This is a genomic window from Paraburkholderia lebeckiae (assembly GCF_050436225.1).
Taxonomy (GTDB): domain Bacteria; phylum Pseudomonadota; class Gammaproteobacteria; order Burkholderiales; family Burkholderiaceae; genus Paraburkholderia; species Paraburkholderia tuberum.
Window position 1 is genome coordinate 740603 of sequence record NZ_JBNDLU010000002.1, and the last position, 21881, is coordinate 762483.

The 21881-nt window shown below is 59.2% G+C and carries 25 protein-coding genes; 17 read left to right on the forward strand and 8 right to left on the reverse strand.

Annotated elements, in window-relative coordinates; genetic code table 11:
• The first annotated feature begins 12 nt into the window (after nucleotides 1-12).
• The 7 genes from OKW45_RS18200 (at nucleotide 13) to OKW45_RS18230 (ending at nucleotide 4833) form a co-directional block, all read left to right on the forward strand.
• On the forward strand, nucleotides 13-183 hold the full coding sequence (locus tag OKW45_RS18200) for a hypothetical protein (protein WP_429470252.1): 171 nt from the start codon (nucleotides 13-15) through the stop codon (nucleotides 181-183).
• Entirely contained in the window at nucleotides 176-493 is a 318-nt protein-coding gene (locus OKW45_RS18205) for a hypothetical protein (RefSeq protein ID WP_429470253.1), read from the forward strand. The genes OKW45_RS18200 and OKW45_RS18205 overlap by 8 nt, the downstream gene beginning before the upstream one ends.
• Nucleotides 490-732 (forward strand): hypothetical protein, encoded by a 243-nt coding sequence (locus OKW45_RS18210; protein ID WP_429473406.1) that lies wholly within the window; start codon nucleotides 490-492, stop codon nucleotides 730-732. The genes OKW45_RS18205 and OKW45_RS18210 overlap by 4 nt, the downstream gene beginning before the upstream one ends.
• Nucleotides 733-1186: 454 nt before the next feature.
• The gene (locus OKW45_RS18215) at nucleotides 1187-1606 is read left to right on the forward strand and encodes a hypothetical protein (protein ID WP_429470254.1); all 420 of its coding nucleotides are present in this window, start codon (nucleotides 1187-1189) and stop codon (nucleotides 1604-1606) included.
• Complete coding sequence (locus tag OKW45_RS18220; protein ID WP_429470256.1) at nucleotides 1606-2568, forward strand: hypothetical protein; 963 nt, start codon at nucleotides 1606-1608, stop codon at nucleotides 2566-2568. The genes OKW45_RS18215 and OKW45_RS18220 overlap by 1 nt, the downstream gene beginning before the upstream one ends.
• Nucleotides 2565-3956, forward strand: coding sequence for a replicative DNA helicase (gene dnaB / locus OKW45_RS18225; RefSeq protein ID WP_429470258.1), 1392 nt, complete (start codon nucleotides 2565-2567; stop codon nucleotides 3954-3956). Before OKW45_RS18220 ends, dnaB begins: the two co-directional genes overlap by 4 nt.
• Nucleotides 3957-4011: 55 nt before the next feature.
• On the forward strand, nucleotides 4012-4833 hold the full coding sequence (locus OKW45_RS18230; protein ID WP_429470260.1) for a hypothetical protein: 822 nt from the start codon (nucleotides 4012-4014) through the stop codon (nucleotides 4831-4833).
• Nucleotides 4834-4967: 134 nt separating this feature from the next.
• On the opposite strand, the gene OKW45_RS18235 is transcribed toward OKW45_RS18230, so the two are convergent.
• Nucleotides 4968-5171 (reverse strand): hypothetical protein, encoded by a 204-nt coding sequence (locus tag OKW45_RS18235; protein ID WP_429470262.1) that lies wholly within the window; start codon nucleotides 5169-5171, stop codon nucleotides 4968-4970.
• 262 nt (nucleotides 5172-5433) lie between these two features.
• Here OKW45_RS18235 and OKW45_RS18240 point away from each other — a divergent pair, with 262 nt between their 5' ends.
• Together OKW45_RS18240 and OKW45_RS18245 are read left to right on the forward strand one after the other, a co-directional pair.
• Nucleotides 5434-6054, forward strand: coding sequence for a hypothetical protein (locus OKW45_RS18240; protein ID WP_429470264.1), 621 nt, complete (start codon nucleotides 5434-5436; stop codon nucleotides 6052-6054).
• Nucleotides 6051-6350 (forward strand): hypothetical protein, encoded by a 300-nt coding sequence (locus tag OKW45_RS18245; RefSeq protein ID WP_429470266.1) that lies wholly within the window; start codon nucleotides 6051-6053, stop codon nucleotides 6348-6350. The genes OKW45_RS18240 and OKW45_RS18245 overlap by 4 nt, the downstream gene beginning before the upstream one ends.
• A 99-nt stretch (nucleotides 6351-6449) precedes the next feature.
• Here OKW45_RS18245 and OKW45_RS18250 read toward each other — a convergent pair whose 3' ends face one another.
• On the reverse strand, nucleotides 6450-7040 hold the full coding sequence (locus OKW45_RS18250; protein WP_429470268.1) for a recombinase family protein: 591 nt from the start codon (nucleotides 7038-7040) through the stop codon (nucleotides 6450-6452).
• A gap of 205 nt (nucleotides 7041-7245) precedes the next feature.
• On the opposite strand from OKW45_RS18250, the gene OKW45_RS18255 reads away from it, so the two are divergent.
• Nucleotides 7246-7479 (forward strand): BRO-N domain-containing protein, encoded by a 234-nt coding sequence (locus OKW45_RS18255; protein WP_429470270.1) that lies wholly within the window; start codon nucleotides 7246-7248, stop codon nucleotides 7477-7479.
• Nucleotides 7480-8310: 831 nt separating this feature from the next.
• On the opposite strand, the gene OKW45_RS18260 is transcribed toward OKW45_RS18255, so the two are convergent.
• The 3 genes from OKW45_RS18260 to OKW45_RS18270 form a co-directional block, all read right to left on the reverse strand.
• Nucleotides 8311-9888, reverse strand: coding sequence for a P-loop ATPase, Sll1717 family (locus OKW45_RS18260; protein ID WP_429470272.1), 1578 nt, complete (start codon nucleotides 9886-9888; stop codon nucleotides 8311-8313).
• Nucleotides 9889-10435: 547 nt separating this feature from the next.
• A complete protein-coding gene (locus OKW45_RS18265; RefSeq protein ID WP_429470274.1) occupies nucleotides 10436-11164 on the reverse strand; it encodes an Nmad2 family putative nucleotide modification protein in 729 nt (242 codons plus the stop codon).
• On the reverse strand, nucleotides 11161-12024 hold the full coding sequence (locus OKW45_RS18270; protein ID WP_429470276.1) for an Nmad3 family putative nucleotide modification protein: 864 nt from the start codon (nucleotides 12022-12024) through the stop codon (nucleotides 11161-11163). Before OKW45_RS18270 ends, OKW45_RS18265 begins: the two co-directional genes overlap by 4 nt.
• A gap of 675 nt (nucleotides 12025-12699) precedes the next feature.
• Between OKW45_RS18270 and OKW45_RS18275 the strand changes: the two genes are divergently transcribed.
• The 3 genes from OKW45_RS18275 to OKW45_RS18285 all read left to right on the forward strand — a co-directional run bounded on the left by OKW45_RS18275 (nucleotide 12700) and on the right by OKW45_RS18285 (nucleotide 14766).
• Complete coding sequence (locus tag OKW45_RS18275; RefSeq protein WP_429470278.1) at nucleotides 12700-13800, forward strand: N-acetyltransferase; 1101 nt, start codon at nucleotides 12700-12702, stop codon at nucleotides 13798-13800.
• Complete coding sequence (locus tag OKW45_RS18280) at nucleotides 13778-14194, forward strand: ASCH domain-containing protein (protein WP_408399300.1); 417 nt, start codon at nucleotides 13778-13780, stop codon at nucleotides 14192-14194. The genes OKW45_RS18275 and OKW45_RS18280 overlap by 23 nt, the downstream gene beginning before the upstream one ends.
• A gap of 68 nt (nucleotides 14195-14262) precedes the next feature.
• Nucleotides 14263-14766 carry a GNAT family N-acetyltransferase gene (locus tag OKW45_RS18285; RefSeq protein WP_429470280.1) on the forward strand — a complete coding sequence of 168 codons (504 nt, stop codon included), beginning with the start codon at nucleotides 14263-14265 and terminating at the stop codon, nucleotides 14764-14766.
• 408 nt (nucleotides 14767-15174) lie between these two features.
• Here OKW45_RS18285 and OKW45_RS18290 read toward each other — a convergent pair whose 3' ends face one another.
• Nucleotides 15175-16509 (reverse strand): hypothetical protein, encoded by a 1335-nt coding sequence (locus OKW45_RS18290; protein ID WP_429470282.1) that lies wholly within the window; start codon nucleotides 16507-16509, stop codon nucleotides 15175-15177.
• A 185-nt stretch (nucleotides 16510-16694) separates the two neighbouring features.
• Between OKW45_RS18290 and OKW45_RS18295 the strand changes: the two genes are divergently transcribed.
• The 4 genes from OKW45_RS18295 to OKW45_RS18310 all read left to right on the forward strand — a co-directional run bounded on the left by OKW45_RS18295 (nucleotide 16695) and on the right by OKW45_RS18310 (nucleotide 18071).
• Nucleotides 16695-16919, forward strand: a complete 225-nt coding sequence (locus tag OKW45_RS18295) for a helix-turn-helix transcriptional regulator (protein WP_429470284.1) — start codon at nucleotides 16695-16697, stop codon at nucleotides 16917-16919.
• Nucleotides 16920-17011: 92 nt separating this feature from the next.
• Nucleotides 17012-17296 (forward strand): hypothetical protein, encoded by a 285-nt coding sequence (locus OKW45_RS18300; RefSeq protein WP_429470286.1) that lies wholly within the window; start codon nucleotides 17012-17014, stop codon nucleotides 17294-17296.
• 8 nt (nucleotides 17297-17304) lie between these two features.
• Nucleotides 17305-17556: a hypothetical protein gene (locus OKW45_RS18305; RefSeq protein ID WP_429470288.1), complete on the forward strand. Its 252-nt coding sequence runs from the start codon at nucleotides 17305-17307 to the stop codon at nucleotides 17554-17556.
• Nucleotides 17557-17558: 2 nt separating this feature from the next.
• Nucleotides 17559-18071 (forward strand): hypothetical protein, encoded by a 513-nt coding sequence (locus OKW45_RS18310; RefSeq protein ID WP_429470289.1) that lies wholly within the window; start codon nucleotides 17559-17561, stop codon nucleotides 18069-18071.
• 189 nt (nucleotides 18072-18260) lie between these two features.
• Here OKW45_RS18310 and OKW45_RS18315 read toward each other — a convergent pair whose 3' ends face one another.
• Together OKW45_RS18315 and OKW45_RS18320 are read right to left on the reverse strand one after the other, a co-directional pair.
• A complete protein-coding gene (locus OKW45_RS18315) occupies nucleotides 18261-18479 on the reverse strand; it encodes a hypothetical protein (RefSeq protein WP_429470291.1) in 219 nt (72 codons plus the stop codon).
• A 442-nt stretch (nucleotides 18480-18921) separates the two neighbouring features.
• Complete coding sequence (locus tag OKW45_RS18320) at nucleotides 18922-20223, reverse strand: glycosyltransferase family 87 protein (protein ID WP_429470293.1); 1302 nt, start codon at nucleotides 20221-20223, stop codon at nucleotides 18922-18924.
• Nucleotides 20224-21881: the final 1658 nt, after the last annotated feature.

Here is a 21881-nt window from a genome sequence, read left to right on the forward strand (position 1 = left end):
CGGAGGCCGCTGATGGCTAACGCCTATTTTACCGAGCGCGGGCGCTCGCCCCTCGAAATTATTCGTACCGCACTGCGCGATGCCGCATTGGCGCCGACCGTCTTCGACGCGCTCGACTTGGCCGGCGATGCGCTGCGCCGCCTTGCTGAACTGGCCCGCGCAGATGAGTTCCGCCATGCATGACAACTTCCTCGGAACCGATTCTGAAGTGCGCGCTCAGCGCGAGCGCACGATCACGCAACTTGGGCACGCCTATGCCTTGGTTCGACAGCTCGGCGGCACGGACGCGACGCGCCTCGACGAGCTTGTTTGCGCCCTGCTCGAGGCAGGCGCAGCCGAGGAGATCGACGCGGTGCTCGAGCATCTCGACGTCGCTTCCGGCGCATGGCGCGAGTTGGCCGATCATGCCGACCGCGTGATCGAAGGCGTGGCCGCGTCGCTCACTCGTGCCGTTCTGGCGCGCGCGGCAACCATCGAGGTGGGGAACGCATGATGCCGGCGTTCGAACCGGTGCGCATTGAGCCGCCGTCCGACTGGCGCGCGCTCGAGGAAGGAGTGCGCCTCGCGGTCGGCGCGCTCGGCTTCGATGCGCGCGGGCTTGTTGCGGGTCTTGAGCGCTTGCGTGCTGATGACGGTCTGCGCAACGCGTACGAGCTGTTGCAGATGCTCGTGGCGGGCTCTGCGGCGTGCATATGGTCGCCAGCTGTGTGCAGGAAGCGGCGGTCCGTCTGACGGCCTCATTGCACCACGTCGTCGAGCAGCGCGCTGCCATTTTTTCGGTGGGCGCGATTCCGCTGATAAAGCCCAGAAAATGTGGGCGTCGCCCCGATGACCAAACCTTTTCATGAGGATGTTGCGTTTCTATATAACGGAAAATTCTATAGATCGGTTTCCGTTGAAAACGCTCCGAATCTGACGGAACGCACGTGCTCAACACTGCTTTGTCGTGTTCCGAGCCGGTTGAGGCAGAGCTAACATCCGACCGTTCGCTGAGCGATGGGCAAAAAAAATGCCCGCGCAAGGCGGGCATTATCACTCGAACCAGCAGGTGCAGTAGATTTGCTAGGATCTAATCGCGTTGCCACACGACGATCCCCGCTGACTGACGCAGTCTAGCATTGGCCTCCTTTGCGTCTCAAGCAGAAATTGCAAATTTTCTGCTACTGCTCCCTAACAGGAGTTAGTAGTGCACATGATTAATAAGAGAAGTGCTTTTGAGCGGATGTGCGCCACGCTCGGCGAAGACATTCCGCGATTTTTCAGCCAGTTGAATTCTCCGAGGCGCCGGTACGTGGCGATCGGTTCCGAGCGATTGGCGCTGACCCATAACGAGCATCATGTGCCGCGTTCGGTCGAAGATTGCCAATCCGCGATCAAACAGGCGCTACGCCGTGCGATATGCACAGTCGCTATCCCCAACGGTTGGGAACAGGAGGATGTTCTCTGCTCGGTCATCATGGCATTGGTGGGCGCAGCGTCGCTGGATGGAGAGGAGCGGGATGCATACATTGTCAAGGCCAAATCCGATCTGCAGCAATTGCGTGTGAAATATCGCGATGCATATTCGCAATTGCTGGCTCGCATCGGCGTCGCGGAGATCGCGTGATGGATTGGTTCCGCTGGTGGCACGGCACCGTGACTGATCCAAAATTCAAGTGGGTCGCGCGGCGAAGCAAGCAAACGGTGGCAAATGTCGTTTCCGTTTGGGCATGCCTTCTTGAATGCGCCAGCACTGCAACGCACTGCAACGCAGATGCAACACGAGGCAACGTTGCCGCGTTCGATTGCAACGATATCGATGTTTTGCTCGAGCTCGATGATGGGACCGTGCAGCAAATTCACGATGCCATGGTCGAGAAAAAGTTGATCGTTGATGGTCGCCTCGCGAGTTGGGATGGCCGTCAGCCAAAGCGTGAAGATTCCGGCAATCCCAATACTGGCGCGCTTTCCAGCACTGAACGCAGTCGCGTTCGGCGGGAAAGATTGAAACACGAAGCAACGCGTGCCACGGAAATGCAACGCGAAGCAACGCACGGCAACGACAGAGAAGATGAGAGGAGAGTAGAAGACAAAGACAAAACCACTACATTCCCGTCGCCTCTTGGCAACGGCGACTCGGTAGCGGCGCCGGCCGCGAGTAACGATCCTGTTTCGTCAGGCGTCCATGGTGATCCGCTGTTCGCGCTGACGGAGCCCACCGGGCCGACGCCCGTGACGAAGAAGTTGCCTCCGTGTCCGGTCGAGGAGATCGTCGCGCTGTACCACGAGTGCATGCCTCGAAATCCCACAGTGCGCGTGCTGAGCAGGTTGCGCCGACGCCTCACTGAGACCCGCTGGCGTGAAGCTGCAATGATGACGTGTGCGCCGTTCGGCTACAGAACTAAGGCGGAAGGCTTGGCTGCATGGCGTGCGTTCTTCGAGGTCTGTAACGAATCGGCGTTCCTGACGAACCAGACGCCGCCAAGCCCCGGCCACGAAAACTGGAAGGCAGATTTCGAATTCCTGATGGGCGAGAAGGGCTTCACCCGCGCCCTTGAAGACAAGTATCACGGAGAGGCAGCAGCATGAGCACGGTTCCCGAAAGCCCGGTAGCAGACGTCACCACTGAAGCCGAACAGTCAATCCTCGGAGCTTTGCTAGTCGATTCGCGCGCAATCGACAAGGTTGATTTCCTGCGCGAGGAGCACTTCCTGGTGCAGACTCACCGTCGCATCTTTGCCGCCATCCGCAGACTGTCGATGAAGGGCGACGTGCCAGACTTGGTGTTGGTGTGGTCCGCGATGAAGGACGCGGGCCATGTCGACGGTGATTCGCTTCCGTACCTCAACCAACTGGCGCAGAGCACTCCCGGCGGCGCCAACGCGAAGCGCTACGCTCAGATGGTGGTCGACCGCTGGACACTGCGCAACATCGTCCGCGTCGCGCTCGATCTGGCCGCGAAGGCGCGTAACCCGCAGGGCACCGAGCCGCGCAAGATCCTCGAGAGCGCGTTTGCGTCGCTGGAGGAGTTGATGCCGAAGGTTCCGAAGGGCCGGCGGTTCCTGAGCGGCTGGTTGTCCGCTATCGTTGAACGCATCGACGCCGAGTACAGCGGCAGCGACGAGCACACGAAGCTGGCGTCCACCGGTCTACGCGCGCTCGACGTGAAGCTCGATGGTGGCATGCGTGCTGGCGAGGTCATCATCGTCGCCGGCCGTCCGGGCATGGGCAAAACGGCTGCTGCGCTCGGTATTGCGGACGCCGCCAGTGCCTCGGATACGCCTGCGCTGATCTTCAGTCAGGAAATGCCGGGCGAGCAGTTGACGCTGCGCGCGCTGTCGCGTGCGTCCGGCATCCCGATCAATAGGCTGAAAGATGGTCGCAAGATGGAGGTCGCTGACTTCGATCTTCTCACGCGAGGCGTCACTGCCTTAATGGGCGACAAGATCATCATCGATGACCGTCCTGCACTTTCGATTGCCGAGATCCGGAGCACCGCGCGCGAGGTCAAGCGCGAGCACGGGAAGTTAGGCATCGTCGTGGTCGACTACCTTCAACTAATGGCCGAGTCCGCAGGTGACAACCGGACGCAATCGGTCGGCGCGAACAGCCGCGGGCTCAAAGCGCTGGCGAAGGAACTGGATGTCCCTGTCGTTGTGCTCGCGCAGCTCTCGCGGAAGGTCGAAGAGCGCCCGAACAAGCGGCCGCTGATGTCGGACCTGCGTGACTCTGGCGAAATCGAGCAGGATGCCGACATCGTGGTGCTGCTTTACCGGGACGAGTACTACTACCCTGACTCGATGGACAAGGGCATCGTCGAGATCAACGTCGCGAAGCAGCGCAACGGCTCAATCGGCATCGTGCCCGCAATCTACGTCGGCGAGCGTACAGCGTTCTATGACGCGGAGCCCGGTGTGAATTTCGGTTCGCCGCGCGAGAGAGCGTCGAAGGGCTTTGGCGCGAGGGCGCGCAGCTAGACGAACTGGGCGCGCAGTGGGTGTGCACATCGGTTATATTTAACTAAGGATTACTATGCAAAAAGAAAGTCGCAAAGAAACTACGGCCGTCATCTACCCGGGTGGTGCAGCGGTCCGTCTCGTAGAATTCAAAGGTCGTTCGGCCGCACTTCTCTTGGATCTTCTGAACGCCGTTACTGGGGATCGCGTGCGCACTCACCTGGTGCCAGACGTGACCGCCGCGGTGAAAGTGTACGAGCGTCGCAAGTGGGTTTCTCGCTGGATAGCATCGACCGTCGACAACGCAGTGCGTGCGGCCCGCGATCTTGGCGTGGACCATGCGGCACTGGCACAACTGGAGTCGTTCGGGAAGGCGCACATCGGCAATCCGGTCGAGGTGCGGGCTCCGGCGCAATTCAAGCACGAATATGCGGCTGACGAGGATCTGATGTGGGCGCGGGCACTCGAAAAACTCGGTTTCACGAAGGATGTGGTGCTCGCGGAATACCTGGCGATCTTGAATGCCGACGGGAAGGCCCGAGTAGCCGAAGTGAGCGAACCGCCGAAAGCCGCGGCGCAGACACGCGAGATCGATGCTAACGAGATCGCGAAGCGTGCGCTTGAAATGCATCGCCACGAAGAGGCGGCGGCAGCGGCGCGTGCGCAGTCACTCCGTCGCTGCGAGATCTTCAAACTGCGCCACTGCATCGAGCATCTCGATCATGATGATCCGACATTTCGAGCGTTCACGGATCGCACGTACGGAGAGTATTTGCGTCAGCGCTCCCTTGCCACGCAAGCCCGCGAACGTCTGCGTATTGCGCTAAAGCACTTTGACGCGGAGCAGAAGGCGGCAGCTGCGATAGCTCGTGCGGCCACGGCAGAAGCGGCGGTTTAGCATCCTCTCCGTAGTGACGGTTCAATCTGCTTGATCAAGAGGTCTCCAGGTACCCAGCCTCGACGGGCGTTTTGGCCGGGGCTTCTAGTATCCAGTGAGCATTCACGCGTTCGACCTTTCCAGCGTGCGCGGAGTCATCGCCGTGCCGCCTTCTGCAGATCCGGATGCGGCAGTGGTCCATCGTACCCGCCGTGCGGCGGATTTTCGACGGCGATATCCCAATCCGTCGAAAGCGGCGCGTCCGCGTCCTCGAGCAAGTGCGAGTCCGTTGCGCCTTCGGGGAGCGGTGATGAGCCATCCCACTCCGCGACGTGCGCGGGCTTGTCGTTTTGCTCCATTTTTTCCCCCATGCGGCTGTACGGTTTCCGATTATGCCTGCGGACCCGCGCGACATTTGCGCGGTGCTGAACGATCTATACGGTCAACTCAGTGGCGCGTTTGAGAGCGTGGCGCACACTGTCAATTGACGGGCCTTTTTCGGCGGTTAGCGTTGAAAAGGCGGGCGATTTATACGGGGCCTGTCGGGAACCTGTCGCCCGACAGGCACGGGCGTTGTCGTGACAGCAGAGTGGACGCGGGTCAATCAACGTTCATCGAATCATGGGTCGCGTAGTCATCGCGAAGGAACAATGGGAGCGTGCTCGCCTGCAATGGGAGGGCGAGCCGCTTCTCACATACGCGGATATTGCGGAAAACCTTGGCATTACGAGGCAATCCGTCCGCGAGCACGCAGCTAAGAAGGGGTGGCAGCGTCGCCTCGACCTGCAGGCTGTCGCCGAAAAGGCCCACGCGCAGGCGGATTCAAAATTTACATATTCGGCTGTTGATTCGTCCGAAAGAGCGGCGTTGCCTGTCGCTCTGGCTGCCGAAAATGTGGACCGCGCGCTGATGTTGCCGACCGGGCTCCCGAATCCCCCGGTGGGCATGCCGCTTGAGCAGGCGCAGGCGGACATGGAGCGCACCGCTGTCGATCAGCGCTCGGAGGTATTGACGCGGCACCGCAAGGAATTGCTTGCGGCGCGGTCGACTCTTTACGCTTCGATGAAGGCCGCGGATCTCGAGCCCGCGCGGCGCGCGAAGGTCATCACGGAGACGATGAAATTGTTGCACGAAGCTGAACGGCGCGCGTGGGGACTGGACAGCGAGACCCCGAAGCCTGGGGCGCCCGGCGCGAACGTGAAGTTGACGATCGTGCGCAGGCCTGGGAGGGCTCCGGCGTGAAACGAAGCAGCATTTCTCCGTCGCGATGGAAACTCGCACGCGTTTCCTGGGAGTGGGACGAGGGCGTCTCCTACGCCGAGCTTGGGCGCCGGCTACGGGTCACGCGGCAGGCCGTCTATCAGCATGCATGCCGCGATGGATGGGCGCGGACGGAAGGGGGCGGCGATCCTTTGCTCGCCGAAGTGGCCCGCGCGGGCCTAAGCTGGCTGCCGCCTTCCATCGCGCAGTCTCTCGCGGCGACGCTGGGTGAGATGGCGGAAGCTATCGGCGGTCTGCCGCCGCTCGTGCCCGCGTAAGCCTGAGAAGCACGGCCGTCGCTGCGGTGCGCTGATCTGCTGGAAGCGTCGCGAGCCTCGCGCGCCAGTTAAGCAGGGCGTCGCTGACTTTGTCGCCCGTCATAAGGCCACCTGCTGCGCGCTGTCGCGGATTCGCGAGACCGTTGGGCGGCTGATTTTGAAATCGCGGGCGATGCTGGCCACGCTGTGGCCAGCGGCGAGCCGGTCGAGAACCGCGCCTCTCTTCTGATTGTCGAGGGCGCGAGGGCGCCCCATGACCTTTCCCTCGGCACGGGCACGTGCGAGGCCCGCGTGCGTGCGCTCGATCAGCAAATCACGTTCGAACTCGGCGACGGCAGTCAGCACGCCCATCGTCATCTTGCCGGCCGCACTGGTGAGATCCATGCCGCCCAGCGCGAGGCAATGCACGCGCACGCCAATCCCTGTGAGGCGTTCGATGGTAGCGCGCACGTCCATAGCGTTGCGGCCAAGTCGATCGAGCTTCGTGACGATCAGGACGTCGCCGGCTTCGAGGCGATCGAGCAGCTTCGCGAAGCCGGGCCGCTCGCTGGCCGGCAAGCTGCCGCTGATGCACTCCGCGACGATACGCTTCGTCTCGACGGCGAAGCCGGCCGCCTGCACTTCGTTGAGTTGGTTCGCGGTGGTCTGCTCCGCGGTGCTCACGCGAGCGTAAAGAAAGGTGCGGCTCATTTTTTCCTTCGTTATCAACGTTAATCGGGCTGCTCAAAAACGCCGTAACGATTATGCGGAGCGTCCGAAAGTAGTCAACCTGATTTTTGTGCACCCCTTGAGGCGGAGCACAGAACCGGTCGGTTTTGGTCATGGCGCCGTGGCGCGGCCGGTCTGACTGCCGCGCCTCGCCGGCGCGGCCGGTGGAACTCCCCGGCTACTGGTCATGAGCAATCTCGTTTTTTCATTTCCTTTCGAGGCGTCGCGGGTGCGCGTGACACAGGTCGACGGCGAGCCGTGGTTCGTTGGGCGCGATGTCGCGGACGCCCTCGGGTACAAGTGGCAGGTGAATCTGATCAGCCATATTCCGGGTGAGTGGAAGGGGGTTGAACGGATTAACACCCCCGGAGGAGCGCAGGAACCGCACTGGTTCGTACGTCGCGCCAGCGCCGGCACCTAAACCTGTTCCGATTGTCTCCCCTGTCGGCGACCTTGCCCTAATCGAAACTTACGCGCGCCTTTGCAACGTCTCGCAGAGCAGCTGCGTTGCGCTTCTACGCAAGGTCGCTGAGAACCACGGGCTCGACACGGGTTTGTTGCCGGCGTACGTGGTTGACTCGCCATATGGCTCGGTCGACGGCTCAGGCGAGGCGACCGCAGCCCTTACGGAGCTTCTGAGGGCGCGCGGTGTCTCCATCTCTCTCTGCGCACGACTTTAACCTTTTGCCCGAGCAGGCTGGGCTGAAACAGAAACGCACGCGTAAAACGCGTTCGCAGCGTTACGCGGATAAGCGCGGCGTCAAAAGCTACTGGTGCATCACGTCGGCGGGGCTCGCGTACGGCACGAACCTGACGGTGCCGGAGTCGCTGCGCCATGACGTGAAGCGTTCAGTTTATCGACTGGCTTGCCGGGGCGTGATCGCACTTCCGCCGTTGGCGTAAGTCCTAATGCGGGACCGGGGCCGCGTACGATCGACGAATTCTGCGTCAGCGAACGCTCCGTCTACGTGCTCATTGGACAGTTGTTGCTCGGCTCCGCTGCACGGCTCGTAGGCCGCCGGCAGGAGGTTGCAGGTGCGGGAGCTGCGGCTGACGTCATCGCTATCCGTTCGATCGTAAGACGGCTGTCAACCCGAGCTGCCGTTCGAAACGCAGCACGCCGGGAGTCTCTCGATGACGTGCAACGGTCAGTCGCACATCTTTCGCCGCGTCCGGTGGGCGTCGTCGGCGACAAGTTCGAACTAGGGCATAGTCGGCACGTTATCGGTGCCGCTCTGTTCGCGCGCCGGGCTCAAACCGACGTTGGCGCGGACGGTTCGCCGCTGTCGCCCGGTTCCCGCTCCAAGACGAACTTGTCGGACACTGCGTTCGCTCGTTCCGAGCTGCTTTCGGTGAGACCAAGTCGCTTGATAAGGCCCGGGTGGACCTTAACGACATCTGCGTCACTGAACGCCTGGCTCGGAAAGAAGCACTTGTATCGCCACTGTTTCGACTTTCCGACCGTGATACCAATGATCGAGTTCTCAAAGAGGAATCGCATGATCGACCTAAACTCTGCATGATCGCTCGCCAGTCCTTTTAAAATCAGCGCCTCTTTCAGTTCGTCTGAGGTGATAGCAGCGTATCTGAGGTTCTCGAAAGTTCTTAGATATTCAAGAAAGTGCTGATTTTGGTTCCTCCATTCGTCACTAAGTTCTTCGAATAGATAGTCGCCGTAGCCGGACTCTGCGTCGTAGATCGCTTGCGTCGAGATCTGAGTTCCGTCGACGCTGTGCAGCTCGTCAGCTTTAGCAATTTTGAAGGTCTTGTCGAGAAACGCCACCATATCGCGCGGTCTGCACATCGTTCTATTGAAGATATGTTTAACGGGCGTTGCCCGGCTTCGCATCTCCTTTTCAATGAAGATCTGCTGTAGCTCGTTCAACGCGGATACAGACTTCTGCGCCGCATAGAAGTTGACGCGCTCCAAGATGAGTCGCTCAATGCTTTCTTGGTCCCATAACAAGCTCTCACTACAGTCATGCTTTAACTTGTTTCGGTCGTTGATATCAAACGTTGAGAAGATATCCTCACGCAAGAATACGATCGGTCGTAGTCGACCATCAAACTGGTGCAGAACATGTTCTGATGCGTGTAACAAGCCCGAAACAATCGACTTGGATTCATCAATGAAACTGTTGACCCATGCCTCGTCCAGCCTGTCGAACAGGAAGAAGACTCTAATATTTTCTGGCGTTTCCGAAAGGCTTGACTCCAAGAACGCCGTGAGGCCCTCGACATTCTTGTTCAACTGATGCTTAAGTCCCGCGTCATCGCGGAGTTGCTCGAAGCTGATCTCGCCGCCCCCCACGGACAGGCCATCGTCGTCCAGTCCGGCCTTTGGGAGTTCAACCTTCGCCAGATTGAACAGCTTCTGACCGAGCAAGTCGGTCCATGACGGTACCGGCGTAGCGAAGATCCTCTCCAGAGCTTTTGCCGCCCTTTCGATTTTCTTGGGAACGGCTGCGCCGTGGGCCCGCAATTTTTCGCGAACCGCTTTAACAGCTTCAACGTACAGCACGAACCGCCAAGAGTCGCGATGCTGAAATCCGCCGGCCTTCTGATTATCAGATAGGAGATTATGGGCCTGCCAATTGTAGCTTTGAAGGGACAGCGGAACGATGACGTCAGTTTGAGCAAAAATACCAGCGGGGCTACTCGCCAAGTGCGAGAAGACCGCGGTTTTGCCCGCGCCTTTTCGCCCTAATAATAGGTATTGCTTGTTGTTGCCAATCAGTTTCTTAGAAACGCCGTTGTCGTAAAAATAATGGCGAAGATTCTGGTCCCGCTCGGCCGAAACTTCACCGACGTCAATCCAATCCGTGATCATAAATCCCTCGTGGAAGTTTCATCTTCGAAACGAGGATTATGCCAGCCCTTAGGCGGGTGTTCACGTGTTCAGGGCTTGGCGCGCCCCCGCGCCTGCGCGAGATCTCGCAAAACCCTACTTCGAAAGCCTGCCCTTAATCCCGGTTCGTGGGACGCGCCTTCAGGCCGCGACGTTCGGCGGACTCGGATCCGAAAACTCAAGGGTTATGTCGCACCGGCCTTTACCCTGTCAAGTAAGGCCGCGTTGAATCGACCGGTTGAATCCGCCGCCGAAGCTTGCCGGTTGCCGCGTCGCGCGTGAGGTCCCCGGTCGTGCGTCGCCCGTCAGACGGCGAACGACCCACTTGAGTCGTTCGAGGTACCACTGCGCCAACGGCAGCTTTCAACGATGCTACGGCCGTTGAGGCGGCCGTATCGGCCGCAGAATACTCGGCCTTATGAGCGGCTCCCCTCCATTTGTTTCGGTCTGCGCCACGCCGAACCTCTGCCCGAGCTGTCGTGCGTCGTCCGTCCACAGTGGATGCTTAGGTTCAGAAGCGTGGTTTGGCTCAACCTCCGCAGGAACCCGATCTGCGGCGACCGCCCGGGCGCACCGGCGGCGCAAAGCCTCCTTCCTCCTGGAGGGGAAAGGTGAAGGGTTTCTTCGGATGCACAGGCCCGTCATCGTCCATCAGAGAGGGAAGTGCATGCATCCCCTCGGCGATACCTTTTGCGTCGAAGTATCGAAGAATTTTTTCGGCAAACCCGTCCGGACAGCGGAACTGTCGGCCCGTGGACAACGGGGAACCGGTCAGTGCAGCCCACCCACTGTCCGGCACGAAGCAGTTGCGTCCAAAGTAGTAGAAGCGTCCTGCGACCAGCGCATTCACGCCGGACGTGTCGCGGCGGATATCCTCTCGCGTGTGGTAACGGTTCTCAAGCTGCTCGTATTGCCCGAGATGGTTGCGATAGTAAATGTTGTCTCCGCACAAGGCGACGGCGTCTGACGACTCACGCGGCGGCTGTTTGACCGCAAAGCGGCTGTCGTCAAAGTACGCGTGCAGCGGCAGAATCTCCTGGATCTGCATGAGGTGCACGAGTCCGTCGCGCGGGATAGCCACGCCTCGGCGAGCTGCGCTCGTGACCAGCTCCTGAGAAGCAAACCCAGCCACCCAGTCGCCGGCGTTCCGGCATGCGCGGATCTTCGGCTTGCACGTGGCAAGCGTCAGCACGCCGTGAAACGGGTTGGGGGCGAAGCCGGTGTCGTGGGTCATTTTGTAGCCCATGGTGACGCTCATACCAACACTCCTGTCGAGGTGCCATGACGGGACACCAGGCTCTCCAGCCACTGAGAGGCCTCCGTGCAGTTGCCCACGTCGATCACGAACTCTTGGCCCTTACCGACCGATTGCAAGATGGCCCAGTCGTTGTCGAGACGCCACCGGCCCGGATCCCGGTGGTAGCTAAGCGTCGGCTGCTCGGGGTTTTTGAGCAGCCAGCGTGGCACACGCCATACAGAGCGTGAACACCCCGGGGCAGTCAGCTGCAAATCAGGTCCCCAGTTCCGGAATACACCGGCCGCTGGTACTCGTTGGCGCGAACCAGCTAAGCTCTCGCCGGCAATATAGATCATGTTGTTCACGCCGATGCGCGCGGCATGCTGTACGTGCGGATGATCCTCGAGCCACTCCGGGCACTCAGATGCGTCCACCTTGTGCACTTGTCCCACCTTTAGCCAGCCGAACAAGGCATGGAGGTTCGGCGCGCCCGGTACATACCGCCACCGACCGTTAACGCGTTCGGCCTGACGGAACCATCCGAAGAACAGGAACACGTCTCCCGGCCCCACGCCCTGTTTGGCAAGGTGCTTCTGCGCTGAGCCCACCTGCCCGAGCGAAGCCATCCATCCCGGCCGGCGCGCCACGCTGCCGTCACTCAGGTCAGGATCGAGATGGACGGAAGTGCGCGCTGTGATCGCGCCTTGCGTAAGGTCGCTAGCCAGTTCGTGCATAGGACCCAGTGGACCTTGGATGTCTCCGAGCGGTCGGCCGTAACGTGATGGGATCGGGAAGGTCAGAAGCGACCCATCGGAGAGAATCGGGCTCGGCACCCGGCCATACTGTGAATCAAATCCTTTGCGGCTAAAGATGATTTTCAAACGTAGCCTCCTGAAAACTACCTCGGTAGCCGGATTGAACTTCGAAAGACGCCTGCGTTAACGGGAGGAAACTTGTAAGACTTTAACGTTTCGAGGCAGCGAAATGAGAAGCGCGTTCAAGTGCGGGCTGCTGTTGCAAGCTTTAACGCAATTTGCAGGCTCAGCTTGCAACGTGACGCTTCGCATGACCCTCGATTCACCCGGAAGCTAGTCTCCATGCTCGGACCGACGCGAAATCTAGTCACGTCCCGGAACTCGATGACGCATAAATTGAATGGCCGCTATCGAGGAATGCGGCTGTCTCTTCGGGGTCGGCTACGGTCAAACGCATCGGGCGACTGTCGGCCATGATGGGACGTTGGTCGGAAAGTTATCCGCTGGTACAGGAGGCGGCTCCGCGTCCGCTAGCGGCCAATCATCGACGAGAACCAGCGCTGCTTAAGAGATAGGTTGCACGGGCGGGAGGAGAGGGATGCATAGCGACGCAGAGCTTGTTTCCTTCAGGGGCGCGAAAGTACGCACCGTAGTAGTCAGTGCATTACCCAGCGCTTGTCCACAGCGCGTGATACCGCAACGGTGGAGTGGGGCGCTAAACGTCGCGCGATGAATTCTTTCCCACACTAGGTAACTGCAGTAGAGTACAGGTGCGTCTAAAAATGCGGCCAACTATGCAGGATGCATGAAGCGGTCATTGAGGCCGCCGGGGAAAAAATGAAAAACCTGAGTTATAAGCTGTTTTCAGACCTCAATCTTGACGATGTTTTTTTTGATTCGCTGAAGGCGGACTACAAAGAATTCGTAGATTGGTTCAAGAAGAAAGCGAAAGAAGGCGCTCGCGGCTACGCGTTCTTTAAGTCGAACGGTAAATTGGACGGGTTCCTCTTCTTGAAAATTGAAGAAGGAATCGTCGGGGACGTTGAACCGCCGCTGCCCGCAGCAAAGCATCTCAAAATCGGGACGCTGAAAATCAACGCCCACGGCACAAAACTTGGCGAAAGATTCATAAAGAAAATCTTTGACCACGCTATAGACGCCAACGTCGATGACATCTACGTCACGGCTTTTGAGAAGCATGAGGGGCTGATTAACCTTTTGAAGCGGTATGGGTTTGTCGAGCACGCAAAAAAAGAAACGAAAAACGGAACCGAAATGGTTCTTTTGCGTAATCTTCATGAATTAAGTGGAGATGTTTTGCTGGATTTTCCCTTTATCTCGCTCGAAGACAAGGATTGCTACTTGCTGGCGATTTACCCGGAATATCACACGAAATTCTTGCCGGACTCCATTCTGAATAACGAATCGCACGACATCGTAACGGATGTGTCCCACACAAACAGCATTCATAAAGTTTATATCTCTGGTATACATCGCACGAATAAAATGAAGCGTGGCGATGTGCTTGTCATTTATCGTACATCGGATAAAAAAGGCCCCGCCTATTACCGTTCGGTGGCAACGTCAATCGGAGTTGTCGAGGAAGTTAGGAAAATCAACTCTTTCGCGTCAGAGACTGCGTTTGTTAAATATGCAAAACCGTATAGCATCTTCACAGATATAGAATTAAAAAATTATTATGCTACCAAGCAGCGCTCGTATATAATACGCTTTGTGTACAATGCTGCCCTTACAAAGCGAGTAACACGCGGGCGTCTAATGGGAGAAGCCGGTTTGCCCACTGCAAAAGGGATTCGATGGGATTTTCTGAATCTTTCGAATGAGCAACTTAGGAATATTGCAACCATGGGTGAAGTCAATGAAAATATTATTATCGATTAAGCCTCAGTTTGCAGAAAAGATTTTGGATGGGGAGAAGCGATTTGAATTTAGAAAAGTCACTTTCGACACTGAGTCAATAAAATCGGTAGTGATTTACGCCACGAAGCCTGTCGGGAAAGTCGTCGGTGAATTCGAGGTGAATGGAATTTACAAGGATAAACCGGCAAAAATTTGGGCAAAGACCAAAAAATTTGCTGGAATCGACAAAGTATTTTTCGACGAATATTACGAGGGACGCGAGGTCGCAGTCGCTATTGGGGTGGGGACCGTACAGCGCTATGAGACGCCGCTAGAGTTGTCGGCATTCGGCGCTGATATCACACCTCCTCAGTCGTTTCGATACCTCACGGAATTGAACGCGAGCGACCGACAGGCGGAGTTACAGTTTGCCTGATGATAGGACGCCTCAGGAAAAAATTGACGTGAAAAGCGGCTGAACTTCTTCCGGATTACAATGAACACATGAACGTGCAGCTGCTCGACGCCTCTCTATTGCGGAGTGACCCCGAAGCATTTCGGATGCGACTCCGGGACGCGCGAGGCTACCTCGAAACATTGTCGGATTTCTATCCGAGCTTTGGGACATGGTTCACTGAGAAGGTGATGCCAGGGGTTGCTGCGGGCGAGCGGACTATCGTTCTTCAGAATATATCCGGCGTGCTCTCGGGGATAGCGGTTCTTAAAGTTACTCCGGACGAGCAGAAGCTCTGCTGTCTGCGTGTGCTTCCAGCATTCCAAGGCACGGGTGCCGGAGTGCGACTTTTTGACAAGTCCTTCGATTTATTGAATAACAAAGCGCCGCTCCTTTCTGTCTCGGAAGAGCAGTTGCCGGCGTTCGAAAAGATATTCAGATATTTTGGATTTGAGCATGCGGAAGCGTATTGTGGAATTTATAGGCCAAAGAAGACGGAGATTAGCTTCAATGGTCTATTAATTCCGGAGAATAATACCCTCGCCTGCAATTAAATTTAGAGGCCGGCGTTTCGTTCGTGGTCGTACAATTTTTTAGACCGCTCCAAACACACACTCTCACTGTCTTGATCGTGTCACGAGACAGGACAGTCAAAAGCCAAGCAGAGAAGAAAAGTTCGCCAACGAATCGCAACGTCTTCCAATGGTTAACTGCGGCAGTCGTCAAACTGTCGTCGCCTTGACTTTGAGGCTGAAAAACATCCCACAGTGCGTTACCAGCAACGCCAAAAAGCAGGACCAGTGCTAGAAATCTCATTATATAAATGAAACGGGAGCGAGTTTTAAAACCAGGACTTGGGACGTTCGTCCCCAAGAATCAGTTTATGCGGTCGACCGTCGCGGCACGTTGCAGGCTGTGCGGAAGGTGTGTGAATCGTCCACCTCCGTATGGGCGCGCGCAGATCAGGTGGAGCGGATTTGGACGGCTGGCATGGTCGCGTAGAACGCTCGGCGCTGCTCGTCGGTCGTCCTCGTTGCTGTGTCGGCGCGCTCCTTTCCGCCGCATCCGCAGTCCCGACGCCGCCGTGCGAGGTCGATGGTCAGCTCGGCGCCGCACGCGCATCTCCATCGCCACAGAGATCCGCGCACGGGCCGCAGGGCGGTCAAATATCCTCGCTGCGTGCCTGCGACGACGGGCGGCGTTCTGCGGAGCCCCGACGATTCGCTGGCGGGCTGCCGCGGCGGACCGTGCGGTACGGTAGGCGCGCGCGCTGCGCATCCGCATGAGGGCTCTCGCGTGCCGCGGAGTGGGGTGGCGTGCATTACCAACCCCCGACCGCAGTCGCAACGACACGCCCACTTGCTGCGGCCGACATCGCGCTGCAGCTCGAGACGGCCGACCCGCGCGCCGATGACCAGCTTGTGCGGTACCGTGGTGGCCGGCCGCTGCTCCGTCACTGAAACACGATGTTTATCATTGGTTTCCGTTTCGGATGGCGCCTGTGTAATGCGTTGCGCCGCGGCTCGCGCCTTCTTTTGCGCTGCGATGCGTTCGCGACGCTCCCATTTCGCACGGTCGAGCCCTTCGCCGTGCGGTGCGATGAGCAAGTAGAAATCATCCGCCACGAAGATACCGATGACGCGAGCCCTCGGATGGACGCGCGCGGCATGGCGCAGTGCTTCGTCGACGCCGGTAGACAGGCCGATCGGGATGCGCTTTTGTAGGCCAGCTTCGACGCAGACGAGCCGCGTCTCGAACAGCTTTTCGTCCCACATCCTCGGGCGCGCGCCTTTCGCGTTCTTGCCGGTGATCACCTCGCGCTCCCGGTTATAGCAACTGACGCAGAGTGTGTGGTCGCGCACGAGACGCAGCCGCCCGACCAGGCGCTCGGCAGTGCGAGCTGTTCGCTCGCATCGCACGCATGAATGCGCCGCCAATCGGCTGCCAGTCGCCAGAGCTGCGGCGCGGCGCCGAAGACGGTCCTCGATGTCTGATTCGGTTCGGATCGCCTTGAACGACGAGGGATACTCGAGCCGTTGCGTGGGCGCTTTCTGCGCTGCTGTTTCGCGTTGAAAACGTTCGCCGATCGGGCAGATGGTGCAGGCCTCGCTGCGAGGGGCTTCGAAATTCCTCGCGCACGCGGTCGGCGAGATCTCGGCATGCAGCGCGGCGCATCTGAACACCAGGAACCCGGGCATGCCGTCCAGCTCGTGAAGGTCGACACGGTCGGCGGATGCCGTGGGCGCTACGCGCTGTCGGATAACTGCGACGGGCCGCGCGAAAGCGAGTTCGGTCATGGGCTGCGGCGCGTGGTGGTAACGCACTCGATCCTCGCGTCACGACTTCCTGGTGTTTTCTTCTCCCTGAAAAGTCGGTTTTTTCTGTGGCGATGCGGTCTCATTCGGTCACTCATCGCATCTCATGGCACCTCACGCGCGAGTCGTGACAGGACACTGGCGGTGTCGCAACTTAGAGGGGTCCAATGGCACGCCCACCTGAAAAACTAATTCGTCGGCCGGCCGTTCTCAATCTGACCGGGCTCGCGTCGGCGACGCTCGATCGTCTGATTGCCTCTGGCGGCTTCCCAGTTCCGATTCGCACCTCGCCGGCGACGATCGCGTGGCGTCAGTCGGAAGTGTCGAACTGGATCAGGACCAGACCGCGTGCGGTGCGCGGCTCGATCAATCAACCGGTGGTTTATCAGTGAATTTCAACGAATTGAAGGCGTTGCTTCATGCGGAAGTGGCCGGCCGGCGCTCGGCGTCGAGCGTGCCAAGAGTGACGGGTGCGCAGCCGCTAATGAAGGCGCTCGGCGACGTGCCAAACCAGATGATCAAGGACGCCGCGGTCGACTCTGCCTCGCGCCGTCGCAAAGTTCCGAATGCCGGCCAGCTGCTCGGCGGCGGAAAACGCGCTTACCGCGTCGTCCACCGTGGATCTTCGCTGACTGAGGCGGAGGCGCGTGCGGCGTGTGCGCGTGCAATCAGGGGCAGCCGCCTTACCGCCGACGAAGCGATACGCATTGAGCACTGCCTGAACGAGCACCGCACGGTACCAGCCGCGCTGGCTGCGAAGCTCTTTTGAGGACCGTCATGCCGAAAAGAACAATCGAATCCCTACGCGCTGCCTTGAGTGCCGCGCTGCTGGCCGGCGAGGACGCTTCGGCGATCCGTGCCGATCTCCAGGTCGCCGGGCGTGCCCAGAGCGACGAAGCCGCGCGCCGCGCGCGCGCCACAGCCGAGGCAATAGCGGCTGAAAACGCTGCAATTCAACGCGACGCCCGCGCGCGCGCCGAAGCCTCGGCGAGCCGTCTCCAAATTCTTCTCTCCACACTGGAAGCTTGACCATGAACGAAAACGCATATGAGCAGTCGGTTCTCGCCGAGCGCGAGCACAAAGCGGCCTCTCAGGCTTTGTCCGTCATCACAGGCGAAGTGCTCGCGATCGAGCAGCGCATTTCCGAAAAGTCCGCCGCACGCGCGCAGGTGGTAGCCGACGTGCGTGCTGGCAATCTCGAAGAGCCGACGGCCGCGCTGCGCCTCGCGATCCTCGACGAGGACGTGCGCGACTTACAAGGATTGGCGAGCGAGGCGAAGTCGCGTGCATCTGCCGCCGGGGTCCTGGTCGAGCAGACCGGGCGTGTGGTCCGTGCTGCAGCGGCAGCGGTGGCTGCCTACGAGCGCGGCGTTACTGCTCAGGCGCTGGACCGTCAGATCCTTGATCTCGAAACGAAACTGCTGCGCGCGCTGGTCGAGCGCTACCGTGCGAGCGGCAAGCGCGATGATTCGCTGTGGAATCTGTGGAGTCCCAGCGAAGCGCTGCGCGGGGCCGTCAGCAGCTACCGCCTTCCCCAGATCTGATCGTCCCCAAGGGTGCCTTGTGCGCCTTGCGTGTGCGGTGAGCTAGATGCCACCGCCCCGTTTCAAAAATGCAGGTATGCCTGTCGCGATAATCGCGAGTCTCTAATCGTGAGGGCCGGGAGCCCATCAGAACTTCGCCGCGTCCCCTGCACGATACCGGACGGTTGCGTGCCCCGTAGAACGACGTGCTCACAACCTCGGGTTTCTCGTTTTGGGCACCCCGAACATTTCATACGTCCTATCCACGGAGGCGGCTTGTTCGACGAGCAGCGCGTTCCGCACCGCAGCAATCAACAGTCCAAGCGCCGTGGCGCCGAAGTCGCCGTTCTTGTCTGCGAAATTGATGATGTGCGGGAAGTACAGCATGAACGCGTCGAGCACGGCGTGGCGCGTCTTGCCGTCGATCACGCGCGCATGCTGCGCGTATTGGCCCATTCTTGTCCGGCGCGTACCAGGGACCGCGCTGGTCAACTGCCGGAGAATGAGCCAGTGGGCAAGCGCACGTCTAGAGTGCGGGACCGTCGCTGATCGACCCCTATTGCCGTCGGTCGCGCAGTCGGGGCACCACTGGCAGCTAACCGAGTCGTTCGGTCATTCAATAATCCTCTTCGGAGACAGCAGTCGGGCCGATGACCCGTTGGTGGCCTTTGTCCCGGGACCATACGCTCCGCTCAATAAGGAATCGCCGATGCTTAGACGTGCCGCAATGCCGCTCCATGGTTGGTCACGCCGACCGCGGCAGGTGGTCATTAGTCAAAAAGCACCGCCTAGGCATGTCACGGTTCGGACGTCAGGGCGCCCGCTTGAATCATGCTGTGAGCGAAAAGGGTGGAAATAATCTCGCCGTTTGTCACTGCGTTGTCACGTGCTCAGCAGTTGATCTTGGTGTCGCCCCGTTCTCCTCGTGATGGGTGTCGCAGCCGCTCGATTGGTCTCGCGCCGGCTCGGCCGACTCTCTTGGCGCGGCTATGCTTTTTTCCACAAGGGTTCGACGCACCGAAACGAACAACAGCGAAGCGGCGACGAGCGGGCCGATCCCCACATGCAGAAAAATTCCGAATAGGTCGCCCAGTCCCGGATATAGCCACGCGATGCATAAAATCTCGCGCTCCCAGCGCAACCATCCGTCTCGAAGCGCTTTCGCGGTAAACAGCGCGACAGGCACGCCCAGCCAAGTCGTGTCGTAGTTGAAGATATATGGACTCACCATGCACGTGCCGGCGACTAATGCCGTCGCCCGCACGCTCGAATCGCTCGGTTGTCGCCAAACCCAAATGACGACGCCTGCGGCAGAGATCGCGCTGCATGCCTGCGCCACAAAAGCGGGCGCCAACGGCACGTGAGCGAGGCGCAAGGTCGCGAAGAGGCTCGCGGTCTGGCCCCACGGTAGCGCACCGGTCGAAATCGCGTGATTGGCGAGAGAAAGCGCATGCAGGAATGCCGGGATCGCAGCCGAGCCGAAGACGAAGATCGATATGCACGTCAGCAGCACGGCGGTCACGCCGGCGGCAACAAAGGCGGACCACATTCCCGCGCATGCTAGCGCTATAGGAAACAGAATCGCCAGATGAGGTTTGATCGACAACATCCCCAGGCATATTCCGGCCGTAACGGGACGCTTCTCCAGCATCATCAGCGAACCGAGAGCGAGAGATGCGGTAAGGCATGAGTTCTGCCCTTGGGCCGTCGTCAGCCATATACCGGGGAACGCGATGATCGGCAGAAGGGCCCCGCGCATCGGCAATACCTTGCGCAGCAGCAGGACGAAGGCGGCGGCAGTGGCCAGTGCAAACACCACATAGGAGACAGGGCTCGGCAACCACGCGAGCGGCCGCAGCAGAAGCAAGAAGTTCGGCGGGTAGAAAAACGGTCCCGGCGCCGGAAGGGTCGCCGAGATCTGCCGCGCCGCGTGATTCAACGCCGGGTAAAAATAGGCATCAAGCGGTGCACCGTCGAGCCACAAGCGTGACGCCGCCCAGAATGTCGTGAAGTCCGCCCCGTTTGGATGACCGTAGAGTTTCCAGCTATGCCAAGCGCAGCGGAGCAGGTAGATGAGTGACGCGAGAAGAATCGTCCCGCTGTATGCACGCAAACGTACACGGTTCAGCCAATGCGCGCCGCATGCTTGCGTTTTTTCGAATATGATTTGCATGGTCCCTGTGCTATCGGCGAAAATGGCCTGAACCTTTAGACCAATCGACCGAGTGCTTTTAGACGCCAACCAGGCGAAGCGCGTGAGGGCAAATGATTCCCGCGGGTGTTGCTTTGATTAAGGGAGTTGGCCTTCGGCATCTTACTGATGGAGAGGCCAATGGCGTGACGACCTCGAAATATTCGCCGACCGCCTCGATACCTCATTTCACTCCTGCTCGCCTTGCGTAGAATCTCTCCGCAGCTTGATGCACACGATGTACTCGCCGCGCTATTTCTCTTGGCATGCGGGACATGCGTATCCCGCACAAATCTGCTTGCTCGACAGCCGAGCGGGCGTCTCCAGGCCGACAAACCGGTCGCTTGACGGTTCGGCGACTGATTGCGTTGATCGAATCACTCAGGACTTCACTGGCCGCAACGGCCGCGTTGCTCTCGCTGAAAATTGGGCGGGTTTCGAATTGGATCAGCCGTTCGAGTGACCGCTCCATGGCTCTAGCGAACGGCAAGAACTGGCCGAACTGAGCCGCTTCTGTCCCGACAGTCGCACGAATTCGCGAAGCAAATCCTGCCAGTCTCACGAATTCAGCGTTGTGGCCGAGCCTCGCGATGACGGAATTCGTGAGCAAGTCATTGATTTTTCGAATGCGCCAGTCTCACGAGTCCGATATTCCTGCAAAACTGCAGGGAAACGGGATTAGTGAGACTGGGGCGCTTTTCGTGAGACTGGAATTACCGAATTACTCAGACTGCCCGGATGCGGGTCGGCACGGGCTTCAAGTTCGCGCAGTTCGAGAATGCCGGCGGCCTCGGTCTCCTAGTCGTCACTAGGTTCCAGCGTCTTGTCGTTGACCGTATCTTGATCGACTATCGCGCGACGCGGATGGTCGCCTTCGTTTGCAAGCGCACTTTCATTGATCCTCCGTACATCTGTTACATTCTGGAACTATGTACCGCTTGACGCTCTCCCGCCCTGGAAGAATGGAATGGCCGAATCAGAAAAAGAGACTCCAAAGCGAAAGCGGCGCGCGCCGAGGCCGGTTTCTCCCGAGACTTACGCCGACGCCTATGCGCTCGCACGACAGGTCTTGCAGGGTTCGCTAAGCCAGCCGGAAGCTGAGCGATCCTGACCGCACGCTATGACCTTGGGGACCGCGTTGCCCTTGGCTGCATCGGCAACTACCTTTCGACGAAACGCGGCGCACCGAAATATTCGGCGGGCATGCAGGCAACGAGGAACAGGCAGAACCAGTGCCACGGCGCGGGCAGAAGTTTCCGGATCAAGCGCCACATGCCACTCCACCACAGTAGTACTTGAGCGACGAATAGGCAGGCGAGATTGCTCGCGCGGATCCCGAACGTCGAAAGCAGCTTACTGTAAAGCGTTTCGTAAACGCCTGCGTGGTGTAAAGAATGGCGTCGTGCCGTATGCCGGTATAAGGGTGTGTCAACAGGAATAGGGCGGCAAGGGAAAGAACAAGTGTGATTTCCGCGGGCCGATGCCGTGTGGCTTGATTCATGGCTCGATACCTGTCGTCCGTCGATGGCCTTGCTGATCCGGCTTCAGGCCCTTGCATTTCTTCGCAACGCGCGCAACCCGCCGGGTTGCACTCAGGAATGGTTCGCACATCGCTTAGCCAGTCTGCCTGCAAAACGGCT

Bases quoted from the DNA above. Each gene is read 5' to 3' on its own strand.
- OKW45_RS18260 (WP_429470272.1), bottom strand. From the start codon at position 9,888: ATGATCACGGATTGGATTGACGTCGGTGAAGTTTCGGCCGAGCGGGAC.
- dnaB (WP_429470258.1), top strand. From the start codon at position 2,565: ATGAGCACGGTTCCCGAAAGCCCGGTAGCAGACGTCACCACTGAAGCC.
- OKW45_RS18240 (WP_429470264.1), top strand. From the start codon at position 5,434: ATGGGTCGCGTAGTCATCGCGAAGGAACAATGGGAGCGTGCTCGCCTG.
- OKW45_RS18310 (WP_429470289.1), top strand. From the start codon at position 17,559: ATGAACGAAAACGCATATGAGCAGTCGGTTCTCGCCGAGCGCGAGCAC.
- OKW45_RS18275 (WP_429470278.1), top strand. From the start codon at position 12,700: ATGCATGAAGCGGTCATTGAGGCCGCCGGGGAAAAAATGAAAAACCTG.
- OKW45_RS18285 (WP_429470280.1), top strand. From the start codon at position 14,263: ATGAACGTGCAGCTGCTCGACGCCTCTCTATTGCGGAGTGACCCCGAA.
- OKW45_RS18220 (WP_429470256.1), top strand. From the start codon at position 1,606: ATGGATTGGTTCCGCTGGTGGCACGGCACCGTGACTGATCCAAAATTC.
- OKW45_RS18255 (WP_429470270.1), top strand. From the start codon at position 7,246: ATGAGCAATCTCGTTTTTTCATTTCCTTTCGAGGCGTCGCGGGTGCGC.
- OKW45_RS18230 (WP_429470260.1), top strand. From the start codon at position 4,012: ATGCAAAAAGAAAGTCGCAAAGAAACTACGGCCGTCATCTACCCGGGT.
- OKW45_RS18200 (WP_429470252.1), top strand. From the start codon at position 13: ATGGCTAACGCCTATTTTACCGAGCGCGGGCGCTCGCCCCTCGAAATT.
- OKW45_RS18205 (WP_429470253.1), top strand. From the start codon at position 176: ATGCATGACAACTTCCTCGGAACCGATTCTGAAGTGCGCGCTCAGCGC.
- OKW45_RS18290 (WP_429470282.1), bottom strand. From the start codon at position 16,509: ATGACCGAACTCGCTTTCGCGCGGCCCGTCGCAGTTATCCGACAGCGC.
- OKW45_RS18320 (WP_429470293.1), bottom strand. From the start codon at position 20,223: ATGCAAATCATATTCGAAAAAACGCAAGCATGCGGCGCGCATTGGCTG.
- OKW45_RS18295 (WP_429470284.1), top strand. From the start codon at position 16,695: ATGGCACGCCCACCTGAAAAACTAATTCGTCGGCCGGCCGTTCTCAAT.
- OKW45_RS18250 (WP_429470268.1), bottom strand. From the start codon at position 7,040: ATGAGCCGCACCTTTCTTTACGCTCGCGTGAGCACCGCGGAGCAGACC.
- OKW45_RS18265 (WP_429470274.1), bottom strand. From the start codon at position 11,164: ATGAGCGTCACCATGGGCTACAAAATGACCCACGACACCGGCTTCGCC.
- OKW45_RS18280 (WP_408399300.1), top strand. From the start codon at position 13,778: ATGAAAATATTATTATCGATTAAGCCTCAGTTTGCAGAAAAGATTTTG.
- OKW45_RS18235 (WP_429470262.1), bottom strand. From the start codon at position 5,171: ATGGAGCAAAACGACAAGCCCGCGCACGTCGCGGAGTGGGATGGCTCA.
- OKW45_RS18300 (WP_429470286.1), top strand. From the start codon at position 17,012: ATGAAGGCGCTCGGCGACGTGCCAAACCAGATGATCAAGGACGCCGCG.
- OKW45_RS18305 (WP_429470288.1), top strand. From the start codon at position 17,305: ATGCCGAAAAGAACAATCGAATCCCTACGCGCTGCCTTGAGTGCCGCG.
- OKW45_RS18210 (WP_429473406.1), top strand. From the start codon at position 490: ATGATGCCGGCGTTCGAACCGGTGCGCATTGAGCCGCCGTCCGACTGG.